Raw genomic sequence first — 17,167 nt, 5'->3', positions numbered from 1 at the left:
ATCACCGAGGGAAGGTTCAGTTGCCGGGCGAGCGCATGTTGGCTTCGGCGGCTTGCGCCAGATCGGGCGGCAGGAAGTCTTTGTCGGGGTTGTAGTCGGCTTTCAGGTAACGCGACAGCGCGTCCAGATCGCCGGGGTTTAGCGTGCCGGCGACTTGCTTGAGGCGCAGGTTGTCGAGGATGTAGTCGTAACGGGTGTTGTTGTAATCGCGCACCGAGTTGTACAGCTGGCGCTGGGCGTCCAGCACGTCGACGATGTTGCGCGTGCCCACCTGATAACCGATTTCCGTGGCTTCCAGCGCGCTCTGGTTGGAAATGATCGACTGCTTGCGCGCCTGAACCTGTTCGACGTCAGTGTTGACCGCACGGTGCAGGTTGCGGGTGTTTTCGACCACCTGACGGCGCAAGCCTTCACGTTGCTGTTCGGTCTGATCGAGGCGCGAGTATGACTCGCGGACCTGCGAACTGGTCAGGCCGCCGCTGTAGATCGGGATATTCAACTGTATGCCGATGCTGCGCTGCGACACGTCACCGCTGTAGCGCTGCTGCAAGGCATTGGGGTTGCTCAGGCCAAAACCGTCGTTGTCGCCGGTCTTGTACTGCGCCACCGCATCGAGGGTCGGCGCGTGACCGGCCTTGCGTTGCTTGAGGGTTTCCTGCGCAGCGTCCACGGCAAAGTTACTGGCCAGCAGATTGAGGTTTTGCTGCGCGGCGGTTTCCACCCAGATTTTGGCGTTGTTCGGTGACGGCGGCAGGATCGGCAGCGTATGGCGCATGCCTTCGATCGAGTTGTACTGACGGTTGGTCAGGGTGATCAGCGCCTCGAACGCGTCATCGACCTGGCGCTGTGCCACGATCCGGTTGGCGCGCGAGGTGTCGTAACTGGCCTGGGATTGCAGCACGTCGGTTTTGTCTGACAGACCCACGTCAAAGCGTTCGCGAGACTGATCCAGCTGGCGCTTGAACGCCGCCTCTTCGGCCTTGGTCGCGGCCAGTGTGTCCTGGGCACGCAACACCGAGAAGTAAGACTCGGCGGTTTGCAGGATCAGGTTTTGTTCCGTGGCCGACAGTTGCAGCGCGGCCTGCTCGTTGACCGATTCGGCGGCTTTTAACTGGAACCAGCGGTCAATGCGAAAGATCGGCTGCGCCAGCGTCGCCTGATACACCACCGCACTGCGTGTAGTGGTCAACGAAGGCTGGTCAATGGAGGTGCGCACGCTGCTCGACTCGGCACCGCCCGACAGGTTGGGCAGCAAGCCGGCGCGGGCCTGCGGCACCACTTCTTTGCGTGCCGCGTAGTCGGCACGGGCGGCCGCCAGGTCGGCGTTGTTATCCACCGCCTCGTGATACACGCTGACCAGGCCTGTCTGGCTGGCCAAGGGGGCCTGGGTTTCCATGGCCATTACGTTGGTCGCACAAGACACGGCGATAGCCAGTGAGAGTTTGCGCAGCATGAGCGATCCCTAGTTCAATAATGCGGAGAAAATAAACTCCCGAGGCCTCGTGTGGCACTCGTGGTGTCAAGACGTAGCGAGTGTAGTAGCGGTGACACCTTGCAACAATGCCGTTGTTGCGACTTTTATCAGGCTGATTATTCCGGGGTTGGCGTTCTGCCTCAGTCTTGTCTAGACTGGCCGGGTTCTTGTCGGGGTGCCTTGCTATGAGGCTGAGATCGAATAATTTCGGATCCCGTTGAACCTGATCAGGTTAACGCCTGCGTAGGGAACAAGATTTCTCGTCACCCGGCGAGTCCTCTTGAGTACCGTCCGGGATCGATTGTTCAAAAAATGATCAATCTTTCGAGGCCGTCACTCAGCACCCAGTCCTTGGGTCAGTCCGTACATTTTTCAGGTTCTCCCTCCGACAATCCGCCTGGATGCAGTCTGGAGAGCCGTGATGAGTACGACAAAACTAAAAAACGCAATCAACCTCAGTGATTCGGCCAAAGTCGATGAACAGTCGGTCAAGCCATTTACCCGCTCGCAAAAAGTCTACGTACAGGGCTCACGCCCGGACATTCTGGTGCCGATGCGCGAAGTCAGCCTGGACGTGACGCCCACTGATTTTGGCGGCGAAATCAACGCCCCGGTATTGATCTACGACACCTCAGGCCCCTACACCGACCCGTCGGTGCAGATTGACGTGCGCAAAGGCCTGGGCGATGTGCGCTCGGCCTGGATCGACGACCGAAACGACACCGAACGCCTGCCGGGGCTGAGTTCGAACTTCGGCCAAATGCGCCTTGAAGACGCCGAACTGACCCAACTGCGTTTCGCCCACGTCAAGAACCCGCGTCGGGCAAAGGCCGGTGCCAACGTCAGCCAAATGCACTATGCGCGTCAAGGCATCATCACCGCCGAGATGGAATACGTCGCCATCCGCGAAAACATGAAACTGCAAGAAGCGCGGGCGGCGGGTCTGCTGGACCAGCAACACGCCGGACACAGCTTCGGCGCCAACATCCCGAAAGAAATCACCCCTGAGTTCGTGCGCGAAGAAATCGCCCGCGGCCGCGCCATTATCCCGGCCAACATCAACCACGTTGAGCTGGAGCCCATGATTATCGGGCGCAACTTCCTGGTGAAGATCAACGGCAACATCGGCAACAGCGCGCTGGGTTCTTCGATCGAAGAAGAGGTGGCGAAACTGACCTGGGGCATCCGCTGGGGGTCGGACACCGTCATGGACTTGTCCACCGGCAAGCACATCCACGAAACCCGCGAGTGGATCATCCGCAACTCGCCGGTGCCGATTGGCACCGTGCCGATTTACCAGGCGCTGGAAAAGGTTAACGGCGTGGCCGAAGACCTGACGTGGGAGTTGTTCCGCGACACCTTGATCGAACAGGCCGAGCAGGGCGTGGACTACTTCACCATCCATGCGGGTGTACTGTTGCGTTACGTGCCGCTGACGGCCAAGCGCGTGACCGGCATCGTGTCCCGGGGTGGCTCGATCATGGCCAAGTGGTGCCTGGCGCACCACCAAGAAAACTTCCTCTACACCCATTTCGACGACATCTGCGAAATCATGAAGGCCTACGACGTCAGCTTCTCGCTGGGCGACGGCCTGCGTCCGGGCTCGATTGCCGACGCCAACGATGCGGCACAGTTCGGAGAGCTGGAAACCCTGGGCGAACTGACCAAGATTGCGTGGAAGCACGACGTGCAGTGCATGATCGAAGGCCCGGGCCATGTGCCGATGCAGTTGATCAAAGAGAACATGGACAAGCAGCTTGAGTGCTGCGACGAAGCGCCGTTCTACACCCTGGGCCCGCTGACCACGGACATTGCGCCGGGCTACGACCACATCACCTCGGGCATCGGCGCCGCCATGATCGGCTGGTTCGGGTGCGCCATGCTCTGCTACGTCACGCCCAAGGAACACTTGGGGTTGCCGAACAAGGATGACGTGAAGACCGGGATCATCACTTACAAAATCGCGGCCCATGCTGCCGACTTGGCCAAAGGCCATCCGGGGGCGCAAATCCGAGACAACGCGTTGAGCAAGGCGCGTTTCGAGTTCCGCTGGGAAGACCAGTTCAACCTCGGCCTGGACCCGGACACCGCCCGCTCGTACCACGACGAAACCCTGCCCAAGGACTCGGCCAAGGTCGCGCATTTCTGTTCCATGTGCGGGCCGAAATTCTGCTCGATGAAAATCACGCAGGAAGTGCGCATCTATGCCGCCAACCAGCGCATCGACGCGGTTGACGTTGATGTGGCCCAAGGCCTGGCCGAGCAGGCCGCGCGCTTCAAGCAGGAAGGCAGTCAGCTGTACAAAAAAGTGTGACGTCAGGCCAGCCCCTGTCGAGGCGTGTCACTGCGCCTCGACGGCGGTGACCTGATCAGGCAACGGCCACAGACCCTGACAGGGTTGTCCTCCTCTTTTCGAGACACATTCTTTGAACGTACCCGGCCTGTATTCCCCGGATTCTGCGGTCCCGGCGGACCAGCGTGTCTTCGGTGCACGCGACCTGTTTTCCCTGTGGTTTTCCCTCGGCATTGGCTTGATGGTGTTACAGACCGGCGCGTTACTGGCGCCGGGCCTGGGCCTGTCGGGTGCGTTGCTGGCAATCTTTCTCGGCACGCTGGTGGGTGTCGCCTTACTGGCGTCGGTCGGGGTGATTGGCTGCGACACCGGCCTGTCGTCCATGGCCGCGCTCAAGCTCAGCCTCGGCAGTCGCGGTGCGCTGCTCCCGGCGCTGCTCAACGTGCTGCAACTGATTGGCTGGGGCGCGTTTGAAATCATCGTGATGCGCGACGCCGCCAGCCTGCTCGGCGCCCGGGCGTTCAGCGACGCCAGCGTGTTCAGCAACCCGCTGCTGTGGACGTTGTTTTTCGGGGCGTTGGCGACCTTGCTGGCTGTCAGCGGGCCGCTGACGTTTGTGCGCAAAGTCCTGCGCAAATGGGGGATTTGGTTGCTGTTGGCGGCTTGTCTCTGGCTGACGTGGAACCTGTTCTCCAAAGCTGACCTGGGCGCGTTATGGGCGCAAAAGGGCGACGGTTCACTGCCGCTGGCGGTCGGTTTTGACATCGCGATTGCGATGCCATTGTCATGGTTGCCCTTGATCGCGGACTACTCACGCTTTGGCAAACGCGCGAAAAAGGTCTTTGGCGGCACGGCTGCGGGCTTCTTTTTGGGTAACGTCTGGCTGATGAGTCTTGGCGTGGCGTACACCCTGGCGTTTGCCCCCAGTGGCGAGGTGAATGCGTTGTTGTTGGCGCTGGCCGGGGCAGGGTTGGGGATTCCGTTGTTGCTGATTTTGCTCGACGAGTCGGAAAACGCGTTCGCGGACATTCACTCGGCGGCAGTGTCGGGCGGGGTGTTGTGGCGATTGAAGGTTGAACATCTGGCGTTGGTCATCGGGGTGATCTGCACCCTCATCGCCTGCTTTGCGCCGCTGGCGCAGTACCAGAACTTCTTGTTGCTGATTGGCTCGGTGTTTGCGCCGTTGTTTGGCGTGGTGCTGGTGGATCACTTCCTTGTGCGCAAACGCAGCGCGCAGGTGACCACGGCGTTGTTCTGCTGGCCGGCATTGCTGGCGTGGGCGGGTGGGGTGAGTACCTACCACCTGTTGGCCAATGTGTATCCGGATGTGGGTGCGACCTTGCCAGCGTTGGTGCTGGCGGGGGTATTGCACTGGGCTTTTGGGCGTCGCCGCTAAAAGCCCCTCACCCCAACCCTCTGCCTGTGGGAGAGGGTTGGGGTGGGCTGGGGAGACTCACCGTTGTGCAGGGAACCACTGCGGCTTGAGAATCCCGTTGAGGCGCGAGTAAGGGATTTTCAGTTCGACATGGCCTTCGGAGTACGGCGCAATGCTGTACACATCGTACTTGAGGACCACATTGTCCTTGAGCAAGGCCACGTGCGGGGTTTGTTGGAACGGCCAGTTTTTGACGAACTCGGGATCGTTACCGAAGCGGGTGCTGATCAACCAGTTGTTGTGCGCGACTTTACCTGCAGCCCAGAAGGCTTTCTCCTGACCTGGAATCAACATGTCCTGCAAGGTCACTTCCCGCTGATCCTGACGCGAATAGTTGATAAAGCCACGGCCTGGCATGCCGTGCGCGCCACCGGTGTCCAGATAGCTCGACAGCTCAATAATCACCAGGTCGTCATGCTGCTCACGTACCTTGGCCTGCAAATAGCTGCTGTTGCGACTGGCGGCGGTGCGCAAAAACTGTTCGCGGTAGGCATTGAGAGAGGGCGCCAGTTTGTCTTCAGGCGAGAAGACGGTCATTTTCAGCAGGCGGCTTTCGATCAGCGCGTCCAGTTTGGGGTCGCCCTGCGGGTGTACGGTGTCGATGTTCACCAGCGGGCAATCCTGGCCCTTGCACCCGGTCTTGAGCTGTTCCGAGGCATCAGGGGTGAAGGCCAGCGGTTTTGGCGCGGACGCTTGAAATACGCTCTGGCATGCGCCCAGGGTCAGGGCGATGCAGGTCAGGGAGGCAAACTTTAAAAGCGACATGGTCGTCCTTCATCAACAAAAGAAAAGCAAAATTATGGAGGTTCGACTGCCTGCGAGGGCATCCGTTCGCCACTAAGCTTAAAGGTGCCAATTAGAGTTGGTTTGCAGGTGATCCGTCTATCCCCGTGTCAGAAAAGTGGCTGCATCGCGGCGTTCATGCGCGTTAGGATGCGCGATGCCGCGGGCCACCCCGGCAGGAATTAGCCAGCAAGAGGTTTGAAATGACGGATACCACGAAGGCGACTACGCCCCGCACAGTCGAGATCGTCAAGCGCGAACAGTGTTTTAAAGGTTTCTACCAACTGGACCGCGTGCACTTGCGCCACGAACTGTTTGCCGGTGGCATGAGCCGTGAGATCAGTCGCGAAGTGTTTGTGCGCCATGATGCGGTTTGCGTGTTGCCCTACGACCCGCAGCGTGACGAGGTGGTGCTGATCGAGCAGTTCCGCGTCGGCGCCATGGGCAAGACCGACACGCCGTGGCTGATCGAGCTGGTGGCCGGTTTGATCGACAAGGAAGGCGAGGTCAATCCTGAAGACGTGGCCCACCGCGAAGGCGAAGAGGAGGCCGGTGTGACCTTCACCTCGCTGTGGCCGATCACCCGCTACTTCCCGTCGCCGGGCGGCAGCACCGAATTTGTGCACCTGTACGTGGGCCGGTGCAGCACCGAAGGCATTGGTGGCTTGCATGGCCTTGAGGAAGAGGCGGAAGATATTCGAGTGACAGTTTGGGCGTACGAAGATGCGCTTCAGGCAGTACGCGATGGTCGAATTTCCAATGCAGCGAGCATCATTGCCCTGCAATGGCTGGCGCTCAATCGCGCCGAGGTGAGGGGGTTATGGTCGTAAACGGGGTGCGCGACCGTTATCGGGTCGACTTGATTGGCTTGCAGGCTGCCTGCGAGGCCAATTACGCGCGCCTGATGCGTTTGTTGCCCGACATGCGCGAGCAGCCTGATGCGCGGCGCATTGCCGTGACCCAGGGCGATCAGATGCTGGGCGTACTGACCCTTGAAGTGATGCTCGACTGCCCGTACACCAGCACCCTGCGCGTGCGTCAGGAACATAGCTTGCCGTGGTTGCCGGTGCCCGAGTTGCAGGTTCAGGTGTACCACGATGCGCGCATGGCTGAAGTGATTGGCGCCGAACATGCACGACGCTTTCGCAGCATCTACCCTTATCCCAATGACGCCATGCACCAGCCTGACGAAAAAGCTCAGCTCAATGTGTTTCTGGGTGAGTGGTTGAGCCACTGCCTGACGTGCGGTCACGAATACGCACAAGTCAGGTAACACCGCTTCAAGTCGCTGTCGAATCGCGAGGCTGCGATCGACAGCGCAGGCGCTCAGGCTAATGGCATAATCGCGCCCTTCATCGACGCCCTCCGGGAGAGCCGCCTTGCCGAGTGTTTCCACCCTGACCACTGAAGACCCGGTGCTGCTGGTGCAGCTCTCTGACAGCCACTTGTTTGCTGACGCAAACGGCTCCCTGCTGGGGCTTAACACCGCGCGCAGCCTGCAACAGGTGATCGACCTGGTCAGTGCCGAGCAGCCGTCTGTCGACGTGTTGTTGGCCACTGGCGATCTGGCCCAGGACGGCAGCGTCGCGGCCTACCAGTATTTTCGACAGGCCACCGCCGCGTTGGCGCCCGTGGCGCGCTGGATTCCGGGCAACCATGACGATGTTCAGCAGATGCGCGAGGCGGCCATTCAAAGCCGGTTGATGGAGCCGCGTGTCGATGTTGGCAACTGGCGCATCACGTTGTTGCATTCCAACGTGCTGAATAAAAGCCATGGTTATCTGGAGGACGACCAACTCCAGCGACTGGCGCAATCACTGAGCGAAGCGCCGGAACGTCATCACTTGGTTTGCCTGCATCATCATCCGGTTCCGGTTGGTTGCCAGTGGATTGAGCCCATCGGCCTGCTCAATGCCGACGCGTTCTGGGCGGTGGTGGACCGCTTCCCCCAGGTCAAAGCGGTGTTGTGGGGGCATGTGCATCAGCCTTTCGATCAGCAGCGTAAGGCGGTCAGGTTGCTGGCCACGCCTTCAACCTGTTTCCAGTTCGCGCCCCACAGCGAGGATTTCAAGGTCAGCACCGAGGCGCCCGGCTACCGCTGGCTGCAGCTGAACCCTGATGGCACTTTGGATACCGGGACCTCGCGGGTGGCGCACTTTGACTTCGAACCCGACTACTCCCACGACAAATATTGACCACTGGACAAACTTACAGATGATGGGTCGAGTCATTCACCCCGAGTCAGGCTAAACTGCGCGTCTTTCTCAAGGCTGTGTCTGGCTGAATTTGTACTCGGGAGTAATGGCATGTCGGGTTCCATCTTGTATATCCACGGTTTCAACAGCGCGCCCGAGTCCAAAAAGGCTTCGCAGTTGACGTCGGTGATGCAGCAAATGGGTCTTGGTGAGCAACTGCGTGTGCCAGCCCTGCACCATCACCCGCGACAGGCGATCGCACAGCTTGAGGCCGCCATTGGCGAGCTGGGCAGCCCGCTGCTGGTGGGCAGCTCCCTCGGCGGCTACTATGCGACCTGGCTTGCCGAGCGCCACGGCCTCAAAGCCTTGCTGGTCAACCCGGCCGTCAGCCCGCACCGCATGTTTGACGGTTATCTGGGCACCCAGACCAACCTGTACAGCGGCGAGACCTGGGAGCTGACCCACGATCACGTGAACGCCCTGGCCGAGCTTGAAGTCCCGGCGCCCCGCGATCCGCAGCGCATTCAAGTGTGGCTGCAGACCGCCGATGAAACCCTCGACTACCGCTACGCTGAAACGTACTACGCAGCGTGTGCCTTGCGCATTCAGGCCGGGGGCGATCACAGTTATCAAGGTTTTGCCCGGCAACTGCCCGCGCTGCTGAGCTTTGCCGGAGTAGCAGCAGAACAGTACCAGGCCATCGACTTCGCGGCCCTGTGAGGCACCGGCGAATGGCCTTTATTTTCTTTATTTACGACTGACGACGAGACCCTATGGCCACTCCCAGCGCTAGCTCTTATAACGCCGACGCCATCGAAGTCCTCTCGGGCCTCGACCCGGTGCGCAAACGCCCCGGCATGTACACCGACACCAGTCGGCCCAACCACCTGGCTCAGGAAGTCATCGACAACAGTGTCGACGAAGCCCTGGCCGGTCACGCCAAATCGGTCAATGTCATCCTGCACGCCGACCACTCGCTGGAAGTCAGCGACGACGGGCGCGGCATGCCGGTGGACATTCACCCCGAAGAGGGCGTGTCGGGCGTCGAGCTGATCCTCACCAAGCTCCACGCGGGCGGTAAGTTTTCGAACAAGAACTACCAGTTCTCCGGCGGCCTGCACGGCGTGGGGATCTCGGTGGTTAACGCCTTGTCGACCCAGGTCCGGGTCAAGGTCAAGCGTGATGGCAACGAGTACCAGATGACCTTCGCCGATGGCTACAAAGCCACCGACCTGGAAATCATCGGCACCGTCGGCAAGCGCAATACCGGCACCAGCGTCTACTTTGCGCCGGACCCGAAGTATTTCGACTCCCCCAAATTCTCGGTCAGCCGCCTCAAGCACGTCCTCAAGGCCAAGGCCGTGTTGTGCCCCGGTCTGCTGGTCACGTTTGAAGACAAAAACACCGGCGAAAAAGTCGAGTGGCATTACGAAGACGGCTTGCGTTCCTACCTGGTGGACGCCGTCAGTGAATTCGAGCGCCTGCCCGACGAGCCGTTCTGCGGCACCCTGGCGGGCAATAAAGAAACCGTTGACTGGGCGCTGCTGTGGCTGCCCGAAGGCGGCGACAGTGTTCAGGAAAGCTACGTCAACCTGATTCCGACGGCGCAGGGCGGCACCCACGTCAACGGTTTGCGTCAGGGCCTGCTCGATGCGATGCGTGAGTTCTGTGAATTCCGCAGCCTGCTGCCGCGTGGCGTGAAACTGGCCCCGGAAGACGTGTGGGAACGCATTGCGTTCGTGCTGTCGATGAAAATGCAGGAGCCGCAATTCTCCGGCCAGACCAAAGAGCGCCTGTCGTCCCGCGAAGCGGCCGCGTTTGTCTCCGGTGTGGTCAAAGACGCGTTCAGCCTGTGGCTCAACGCGCACCCTGAACTGGGCATGCAATTGGCTGAGCTGGCGATCAACAACGCCGGTCGCCGCCTCAAGGCCAGTAAAAAAGTCGAGCGCAAGCGCATCACCCAAGGGCCGGCGTTGCCGGGCAAACTGGCTGACTGTGCGGGCCAGGACCCGATGCGCGCCGAGCTGTTTCTGGTGGAAGGCGATTCCGCTGGCGGTTCCGCCAAGCAAGCGCGGGACAAAGAGTTTCAGGCGATCCTGCCGTTGCGCGGCAAGATCCTCAATACGTGGGAAGTCGATGGCAGCGAAGTGCTGGCCAGCCAGGAAGTGCACAACATTGCCGTGGCCATCGGCGTGGACCCGGGCGCGGCCGACATGAGCCAGCTGCGCTACGGCAAAATCTGCATCCTTGCCGACGCCGACTCCGACGGTCTGCACATCGCGACGTTGCTCTGCGCTTTGTTTGTGCAGCACTTCCGGCCGTTGGTGGACGCCGGTCACGTGTACGTGGCCATGCCGCCGTTGTACCGCATCGACCTGGGCAAAGAGATTTTCTACGCCCTCGACGAGGCTGAGCGTGATGGCATTCTTGACCGTCTGGTGGCCGAGAAAAAACGCGGCAAGCCGCAGGTCACGCGATTCAAGGGGTTGGGTGAAATGAACCCGCCGCAACTGCGTGAAACCACCATGGACCCGAACACGCGTCGCCTGGTGCAGCTCACGCTGGAAGACTTCGCCGCGACCTCCGAAATGATGGACATGCTGCTGGCGAAAAAACGGGCGGGCGACCGTAAGACCTGGCTGGAATCCAAAGGCAACCTGGCGCAGGTGCTGGCCTGATGCGCAGAGCCTTGTTGGCGCTGCAGGTGCTGGCGACCCCGGTAATGGCCGAAACATGGCCAGCACTGGTGTTGCAGTCTGAGCACCCGGTGGAAGGCATGCGCGGCGGCAATCTGTCGGGGCTGGCGGTGTGCCAGGGTGAAATGTGGGCTGTGTCTGACCGCGATGATGATCAGATTTACCGGCTTGATACCCGTTATCCCGAGTGGCTGGCTGAAGCCGTGAGCCTCCATCTACCCCAGCCGCCGAAGACCGGTTTGCCGTGGGGCGTGCGCATGATGGGCAAAGCCATCAGCCCGCTGCGCGGTGGCGATCTCGATTTTGAAGGCATCACCTGCGACGCGGCGGGCAACCGTTACGTGGTCAGTGAATCCCATGCCGGTGTGGTGCTGATCGCGCCGCAGGGCAACGCCTCCTGGCTGAAAATCGACGCCGGTCTGGTGCGTCAGGCGCGGGCCAGCGGCATGCTGCTGCATTTCAATGCCTTGTTTGAAGGCATTGCGATCAACCCGCAAGGCAATCAGATCTGGCTGGCGGCAGAGCGCGAGCGCCGTGGCTTGCTGACCCTGCACAAAAAACAAAGCGTGTGGGCCTGTGAAGACAGCTGCGTAATCATGAGTGAGGCGGGGCCGCAACAGCCGCCACCGCAACTTAAGGCCAAATCGCAGGCCAAGGATTTCGCAGATCTGGCGGTGTTCGAAGGCAAGTTGTTCACCCTCGAGCGCATGGCTTATCGCGTGTGCCGCCGAACGCCTGCCACCGGGCACGTGGAGCGCTGCTGGTCGTTCGCCAATGACGCACTGACCGCCGCGCGCCGCTACGCCTCGGCCTACGGCAATGCCGAAGCCTTGAGCGTCGACGCTCAAGGGGCCTGGATCGGTGTCGACAATGGCAACCACGTGCGTGCCGATGGCGAGGCGCGTCCGGTGGTCTACCGCTTTGCGGCGCCGCCCGGTGGTTGGGGCGCCCGGTCATGAGCCAGCAGCCACCGGGCAAGCGGGCCGGTCGTGTCTTCATGATCGTGGCCTGGTGTGCGGGCCTGTACCTGGCGACCCAGTTTTTCGGGCGCTGGGAGCAGCGTCAGGAGAACCCCAACCGCGACGTGGTTTCGGAACAGGGCGAAGGCTTCATCGACGTCAAGCTGCAAGCCAACGTGCAGGGGCACTTCGTCGCCAGCGGCCGTATCAACAACGTGCCGGTGGAATTTTTACTGGATACCGGGGCCACCGACGTGGCGGTCCCGCTGGATTTGGCCCGGCAACTGGCATTGCCCAAGGGCGTGCCCGTGACCCTGAATACCGCCAACGGGCAGGCGCAGGGCTATCGCACGCACATCGACCGCCTGCAACTGGGTGCCATTGTGTTGCGCAACGTGCGCGCAGTGGCTGCGCCGGGGCTGGACGGCGAACAGGTGTTGCTGGGTATGAGCGCTTTGAAAAAACTTGAATTCACCCAGCGCGGCGGCACCATGCTGCTGCGCCAGACAACGAACTGAATGAGGTCCGCATGAGCGACTCCCTTGATCTCAGCCTGGACGGCGTAGAACGCCGGTCACTGGCCGACTTCACCGAACAGGCCTACCTCAACTACTCCATGTACGTGATCATGGACCGGGCCTTGCCGCACATAGGCGACGGCCTCAAGCCTGTACAGCGGCGTATCGTCTACGCCATGAGCGAGTTGGGGTTGGACGCAGACGCCAAGCACAAGAAATCGGCGCGTACCGTCGGTGACGTGCTCGGCAAGTTTCACCCCCACGGCGATTCGGCCTGTTACGAAGCCATGGTGCTGATGGCGCAGCCGTTCAGCTACCGCTACACACTGGTTGACGGTCAGGGCAACTGGGGTGCGCCGGACGATCCCAAGTCGTTCGCCGCCATGCGTTACACCGAGGCGCGCTTGTCGCGTTACTCCGAAGTCCTGCTCAGCGAACTGGGTCAGGGCACGGCGGACTGGGTACCCAACTTCGACGGCACGCTGGACGAACCGGCTGTGTTGCCTGCACGTTTGCCGAATATCCTGCTCAATGGCACCACCGGCATTGCCGTGGGCATGGCCACGGACGTACCACCGCACAACCTGCGAGAAGTCGCCACCGCTTGCGTGCGTTTGCTCGATGAGCCCAAGGCCACGGTTGAGCAACTGTGCGAACACATTCAAGGCCCGGACTACCCGACCGAAGCTGAAATCATCACCCCGCGCGCCGACCTGCTGAAGATCTATCAGACCGGTCGTGGCTCGGTGCGCATGCGCGCGGTGTATCACGTGGAAGACGGCGATATCGTCGTCACCGCCTTGCCGCATCAGGTCTCGGGCGCCAAGGTGCTGGAGCAAATTGCCGCATTGATGCAGGCCAAGCCGACCAAGCTGGCGATGGTGACTGATCTGCGTGACGAATCGGACCACGAAAACCCGTGCCGCATCGTCATCATTCCCCGCAACAACAAGGTCGACCTCGACGAACTGATGCAGCACCTGTTCGCCGTGACGGATCTGGAGTCCACGTTCCGCGTCAACATCAACATCATTGGCCTGGACGGCAAGCCGCAGTTGAAAAACCTGCGGGCGCTGCTGGTGGAATGGCTGGAATTCCGTATCAACACCGTGCGGCGCCGCTTGCAGTTCCGCCTCGATAAAGTCGAGCGTCGCCTGCACCTGTTGGACGGTTTGCTGACGGCTTACCTGAACCTCGATGAAGTGATTCACATCATCCGCACCGAGGAGCACCCCAAGGCTGAATTGATTGCACGGTTTGCCCTGACCGAAACACAGGCCGACTACATCCTCGACACGCGCTTGCGCCAGTTGGCCCGTCTCGAAGAGATGAAGCTGCGTGACGAACAGGATGCCCTGCGTAAAGAACAGGCCAAGTTGCAAGCCCTGCTCGGCAGCGAAGCCAAGCTGAAAAAACTGGTGCGCAGCGAACTGCTGGAAGATGCCAAAACCTACGGCGATGACCGTCGTTCGCCGATCGTGGCCCGTGCAGAAGCCAAGGCACTGTCGGAAAACGAGCTTGTCCCGACTGAGCCTGTGACCGTTGTGCTGTCTGAAAAGGGCTGGGTGCGGTGCGGTAAAGGCCATGACCTCGACGCCACCGGACTCTCCTATAAAGCGGGTGACGGCTACAAAACCGCGGCGGCGGGGCGTTCCAACCAGTTTGCGGTGTTCATCGACTCCACCGGGCGCAGTTATTCGGTGGCGGCGCACACCTTGCCCTCGGCCCGTGGTCAGGGCGAACCGTTGACCGGTCGCCTGACGCCACCACCGGGTGCCAGTTTTGAATGCGTGCTGTTGCCTGAAGACGACGCGCTGTTCGTCATTGCCTCCGACGCGGGTTACGGCTTTGTGGTCAAGGGTGAAGACCTGCAAGCCAAGAACAAGGCGGGTAAAGCCTTGCTCAGCCTGCCCAAGGGCGCCAAGGTCATGCAGCCGCGTCCGGTCACCGACCGCGAGCATAACTGGCTGGCGGCGGTAACCACGGAAGGGCGTTTGCTGATCTTCAAGGTCAGCGACTTGCCGCAGTTGGGCAAAGGTAAAGGCAACAAGATCATCGGTATACCCGGCGATCGCGTGGCCAGTCGCGAAGAATACGTGACCGATATTGCCGTGTTGCCGGACAACGCCACGCTGGTGTTGCAGGCTGGCAAACGCAACCTGTCGCTCAAGCCTGATGACCTCGAACACTACAAAGGCGAACGCGGACGTCGAGGCAACAAATTGCCCCGTGGTTTCCAGCGCGTGGACGCGATGTTGGTAGAAACGCCCAATTAAGCCGGTTTAGAGCGCCCGATCTGCGTTTTTTCGCGTAGATCGGGTCTGCGGCGCTGGAGTCGGGCTGGATATTCGCGGATGATATGGCGCACTTGCGGCACCGCCCCTTGGCGATGTGGCCAGCGACTTTTTCGAGAATCACACTGTGGCGCGCCCGATGGCTGCCACCTGGATGGAATGATGAACGTTCTGCGCCTTCCTTTAATTGCGTTGCTGACCGGTGTGCTCGGTCTGGCGGGGTGCTCCACGCATCAGCCAGCGGCCTTGTACCAACTGGACAGCGGCACCCCCGGCCAGCCCGCGCAAAGCGCCGGCATGGCCGTGGTACTCGGCCCGGTCACCGTGGCTGACTACCTGCAACGTGAAACCCTGCTGCAACGTCAAACCGACGGCAGCCTGAGCGCGGCCACCGATGGTCGTTGGGCAGGTAGCCTGTCGGCGGATATCGATCAACTGCTGCTTCGCCAACTGGCCTGGCGTCTGGACAGCCAGCGCGTGGTATTGGCCCCGGCCCCTGCGGGCTTCGCCCCGGACGTGCAAGTGCTGTTGTCGATTACGCGTCTGGACTCTGGCAAAAATCAGCCGGCCATCCTTGATGCGCAATGGCGTCTGATTGACCGTCGCGGTCAGGTGCGTGATAACCGCATGGTGCATCTGGAAAAACAGCACGATGGCACCACGGCCTCTCAGGTCAAGGCTCAAGGCGAGTTGTTGCAACAGATGAGTCAGCAATTGGCGGTGGCCCTTAAACCCTTGGCCAACCAGCCGCCGTTGGTGGAGTCCCGCAAGCCGGAGCCAAAGCCGGCCCGCAAAGGAGAATCAGACAAGCCCCGCATTCCGATGGCTTCACCGATTCGCACAGACATGGAAGTGTTTCGCTTCTGAGTCAGTGACCACTACAAAAAAATCCCGCATCTGAGCGGGATTTTTTTGCAGGTCAAAAACCCCTCACCCAACCCTCTCCCGGATGGAGAGGGTGAGTGCGTTTGTGGATTTACCCGCGCTTCTCGTGCATGCGCGCCAATTGGCGTTCAAGCATCGACGGGTACGGTTCCATCAAGCGCTCTACACAGCACGCCCCTTCAGGGCTGGCAATCGGGCGGATGCGGGCGCGCTGGCGAATCAGCGCATCGTCACTGATCTTGCGCTCAACCAGCAGCAAGTTGCGGCTGTGTTGTGACAGCGCCAGCGCGTCTTGCGCGGTTTCAGTCAGCAGCAAGTCGATCTGGCTCATGCCCGTCAGGCCTTCGCCCACCACCAGCCCCAATTGCAGCTGCAAGGTGATGCCACTGTCTGCCACTTCGATTTGCAAGGCGTGACCCAGTGCGCGCAATAGCTCACCGCAGCAAATGGCGTTGGTCAGGTAGTCGTCGCCGCTGTCTTCGCTGTGGAACAGCATCAGCGTGCTGCCATCGTTGAGCGTGTGCAGCTCGCTGTCATACAGCGAGGCGGCTTGCTCCAGGCAGTCGCGATAACGTTCCAGTAATTCGGTCAGGCGGGCGCGGGGCAGGCGACGCAGTTGATCCTGCGCACCCAGTTGCACGGCCAGCACAGCGCTCGGCTGTGGCGCGGAGGGTGCGGTCGGCTGCGGCTTGGTCAGGGTCGCCGGGGCGGCACTGCCCGTGTCGCGCAGGTCGGCAAACGGGTCTTCGTCGCTGTCGTCTTCTTCCGCATGAACCACGTGCCGCGGGGCCGCTTTGGGGGCTGGCGCAGCAGGCGCTTCGTCAAAGTCCGGGTCGCGCAGGTTGCGCACTTCGAACGAGGGCTCTGGCTCGTCGTCTTCGTAGTCGCTGTCGTCGTAATCGGGCTCAGGTTCTGGCTCGGGCTCTGGCGCAGGCGGTGCCAGGCGAGTGTGAAGCTGGCGCGCCAGATCACCGATTTCATCCTGGCGGTTGATCGCCGGTGTGTAGGGATCAGGCTCGCGCAGCCACACGCGCAATTGCAACAACGGGGTGGAGATGTGACGCCCCAGACGCAGGCTCAAGGCCAGCGCCAGCGCCAGCAAGATTGCGCTGAGGATGCCCATGCTTTGCAGGCTGATGGTCATCGGTTGCTGGAACTGGTTCATGTCGAGGCTGATGCGCAGATGCCCGGCGGTCACGTCCTGGAACGTGATCTTGGTCTGGTACATGCCTTCGGCTTCGCCCAGCAGGCCGTTTTTCGGTCGCTCACCGGCTTCTGCGAGGATGCGGTTGTCAACGCTATAAATAGCCGCGTGCGCCACCAACGGGTTTTTCGTCAGGTTATTGAGCAGCACGTTGAGGCTGAGGATGTCATTGGACACCAGCAGCTCGGTGGCAGACGTCGCGGTTTGCGTGGTCAGGCTCTGACCCAGTGCGTCGGCCTGATCATGCATGGCCTGCTTGAATTGCAGGCCCATGACCACGGCGTAAATCACCAGTGCCAGGGCGACCAGAATCACGTTATGGCTGGCAATACGCAGAGCCAGCGGAATGCGGCGATCGCGCAGGGCCCGGAAGATCAGCAGGAAGAAGTTATCGGTTTTGACAGGCGATGGCCGGTTCACTGAGCGCGGCT

Annotated in this window: 14 protein-coding genes and 1 riboswitch; of the genes, 11 read left to right on the top strand and 3 right to left on the bottom strand. The window is 61.0% G+C overall.

Annotated elements, in window-relative coordinates; all coding sequences use genetic code 11:
- Window positions 1-16: 16 nt before the first annotated feature.
- On the bottom strand, window positions 17-1,453 hold the full coding sequence (locus tag BKD70_RS09710) for a TolC family outer membrane protein (protein ID WP_047273094.1): 1,437 nt from the start codon (window positions 1,451-1,453) through the stop codon (window positions 17-19).
- A 182-nt stretch (window positions 1,454-1,635) separates the two neighbouring features.
- A riboswitch (TPP riboswitch) is annotated at window positions 1,636-1,741 on the top strand.
- Window positions 1,742-1,895: 154 nt separating this feature from the next.
- Here BKD70_RS09710 and thiC point away from each other — a divergent pair.
- Together thiC and cytX are read left to right on the top strand one after the other, a co-directional pair.
- Complete coding sequence (thiC, locus tag BKD70_RS09705; protein WP_047273095.1) at window positions 1,896-3,788, top strand: phosphomethylpyrimidine synthase ThiC; 1,893 nt, start codon at window positions 1,896-1,898, stop codon at window positions 3,786-3,788.
- Between the two features lie 112 nt (window positions 3,789-3,900).
- Complete coding sequence (gene cytX / locus BKD70_RS09700; protein ID WP_047273096.1) at window positions 3,901-5,163, top strand: putative hydroxymethylpyrimidine transporter CytX; 1,263 nt, start codon at window positions 3,901-3,903, stop codon at window positions 5,161-5,163.
- A 57-nt stretch (window positions 5,164-5,220) separates the two neighbouring features.
- Here cytX and BKD70_RS09695 read toward each other — a convergent pair whose 3' ends face one another.
- Entirely contained in the window at window positions 5,221-5,967 is a 747-nt protein-coding gene (locus BKD70_RS09695) for an RsiV family protein (protein WP_047273097.1), read from the bottom strand.
- Window positions 5,968-6,188: 221 nt separating this feature from the next.
- Between BKD70_RS09695 and BKD70_RS09690 the strand changes: the two genes are divergently transcribed.
- From BKD70_RS09690 to BKD70_RS09650, 9 genes are all read left to right on the top strand, one after another.
- Entirely contained in the window at window positions 6,189-6,815 is a 627-nt protein-coding gene (locus tag BKD70_RS09690; RefSeq protein ID WP_047273098.1) for an NUDIX domain-containing protein, read from the top strand.
- Complete coding sequence (locus BKD70_RS09685) at window positions 6,806-7,258, top strand: DUF1249 domain-containing protein (RefSeq protein ID WP_047273099.1); 453 nt, start codon at window positions 6,806-6,808, stop codon at window positions 7,256-7,258. The genes BKD70_RS09690 and BKD70_RS09685 overlap by 10 nt, the downstream gene beginning before the upstream one ends.
- A gap of 106 nt (window positions 7,259-7,364) precedes the next feature.
- Window positions 7,365-8,180 carry a 3',5'-cyclic-AMP phosphodiesterase gene (cpdA, locus tag BKD70_RS09680; protein WP_047273100.1) on the top strand — a complete coding sequence of 272 codons (816 nt, stop codon included), beginning with the start codon at window positions 7,365-7,367 and terminating at the stop codon, window positions 8,178-8,180.
- 111 nt (window positions 8,181-8,291) lie between these two features.
- Window positions 8,292-8,900: a YqiA/YcfP family alpha/beta fold hydrolase gene (locus tag BKD70_RS09675; RefSeq protein WP_047273101.1), complete on the top strand. Its 609-nt coding sequence runs from the start codon at window positions 8,292-8,294 to the stop codon at window positions 8,898-8,900.
- Window positions 8,901-8,953: 53 nt separating this feature from the next.
- Window positions 8,954-10,858 (top strand): DNA topoisomerase IV subunit B, encoded by a 1,905-nt coding sequence (gene parE, locus BKD70_RS09670; protein WP_047273102.1) that lies wholly within the window; start codon window positions 8,954-8,956, stop codon window positions 10,856-10,858.
- Entirely contained in the window at window positions 10,858-11,835 is a 978-nt protein-coding gene (locus tag BKD70_RS09665) for an esterase-like activity of phytase family protein (protein WP_047273103.1), read from the top strand. Before parE ends, BKD70_RS09665 begins: the two co-directional genes overlap by 1 nt.
- Window positions 11,832-12,353 (top strand): TIGR02281 family clan AA aspartic protease, encoded by a 522-nt coding sequence (locus BKD70_RS09660; protein ID WP_047273104.1) that lies wholly within the window; start codon window positions 11,832-11,834, stop codon window positions 12,351-12,353. Before BKD70_RS09665 ends, BKD70_RS09660 begins: the two co-directional genes overlap by 4 nt.
- A gap of 11 nt (window positions 12,354-12,364) precedes the next feature.
- Window positions 12,365-14,629 carry a DNA topoisomerase IV subunit A gene (gene parC / locus BKD70_RS09655; protein WP_047273105.1) on the top strand — a complete coding sequence of 755 codons (2,265 nt, stop codon included), beginning with the start codon at window positions 12,365-12,367 and terminating at the stop codon, window positions 14,627-14,629.
- A gap of 180 nt (window positions 14,630-14,809) precedes the next feature.
- On the top strand, window positions 14,810-15,514 hold the full coding sequence (locus BKD70_RS09650) for a membrane integrity-associated transporter subunit PqiC (protein ID WP_169835834.1): 705 nt from the start codon (window positions 14,810-14,812) through the stop codon (window positions 15,512-15,514).
- A gap of 109 nt (window positions 15,515-15,623) precedes the next feature.
- Here the strand turns inward: BKD70_RS09650 and BKD70_RS09645 are convergent, their stop codons facing one another.
- Window positions 15,624-17,156: an AhpA/YtjB family protein gene (locus BKD70_RS09645; protein ID WP_047273107.1), complete on the bottom strand. Its 1,533-nt coding sequence runs from the start codon at window positions 17,154-17,156 to the stop codon at window positions 15,624-15,626.
- Window positions 17,157-17,167: the final 11 nt, after the last annotated feature.

Source organism: Pseudomonas sp. BS-2016 (assembly GCF_001806145.1).
Lineage (GTDB): Bacteria > Pseudomonadota > Gammaproteobacteria > Pseudomonadales > Pseudomonadaceae > Aquipseudomonas > Aquipseudomonas lundensis.
This window is presented reverse-complemented; position numbering and strand designations above follow the sequence as displayed.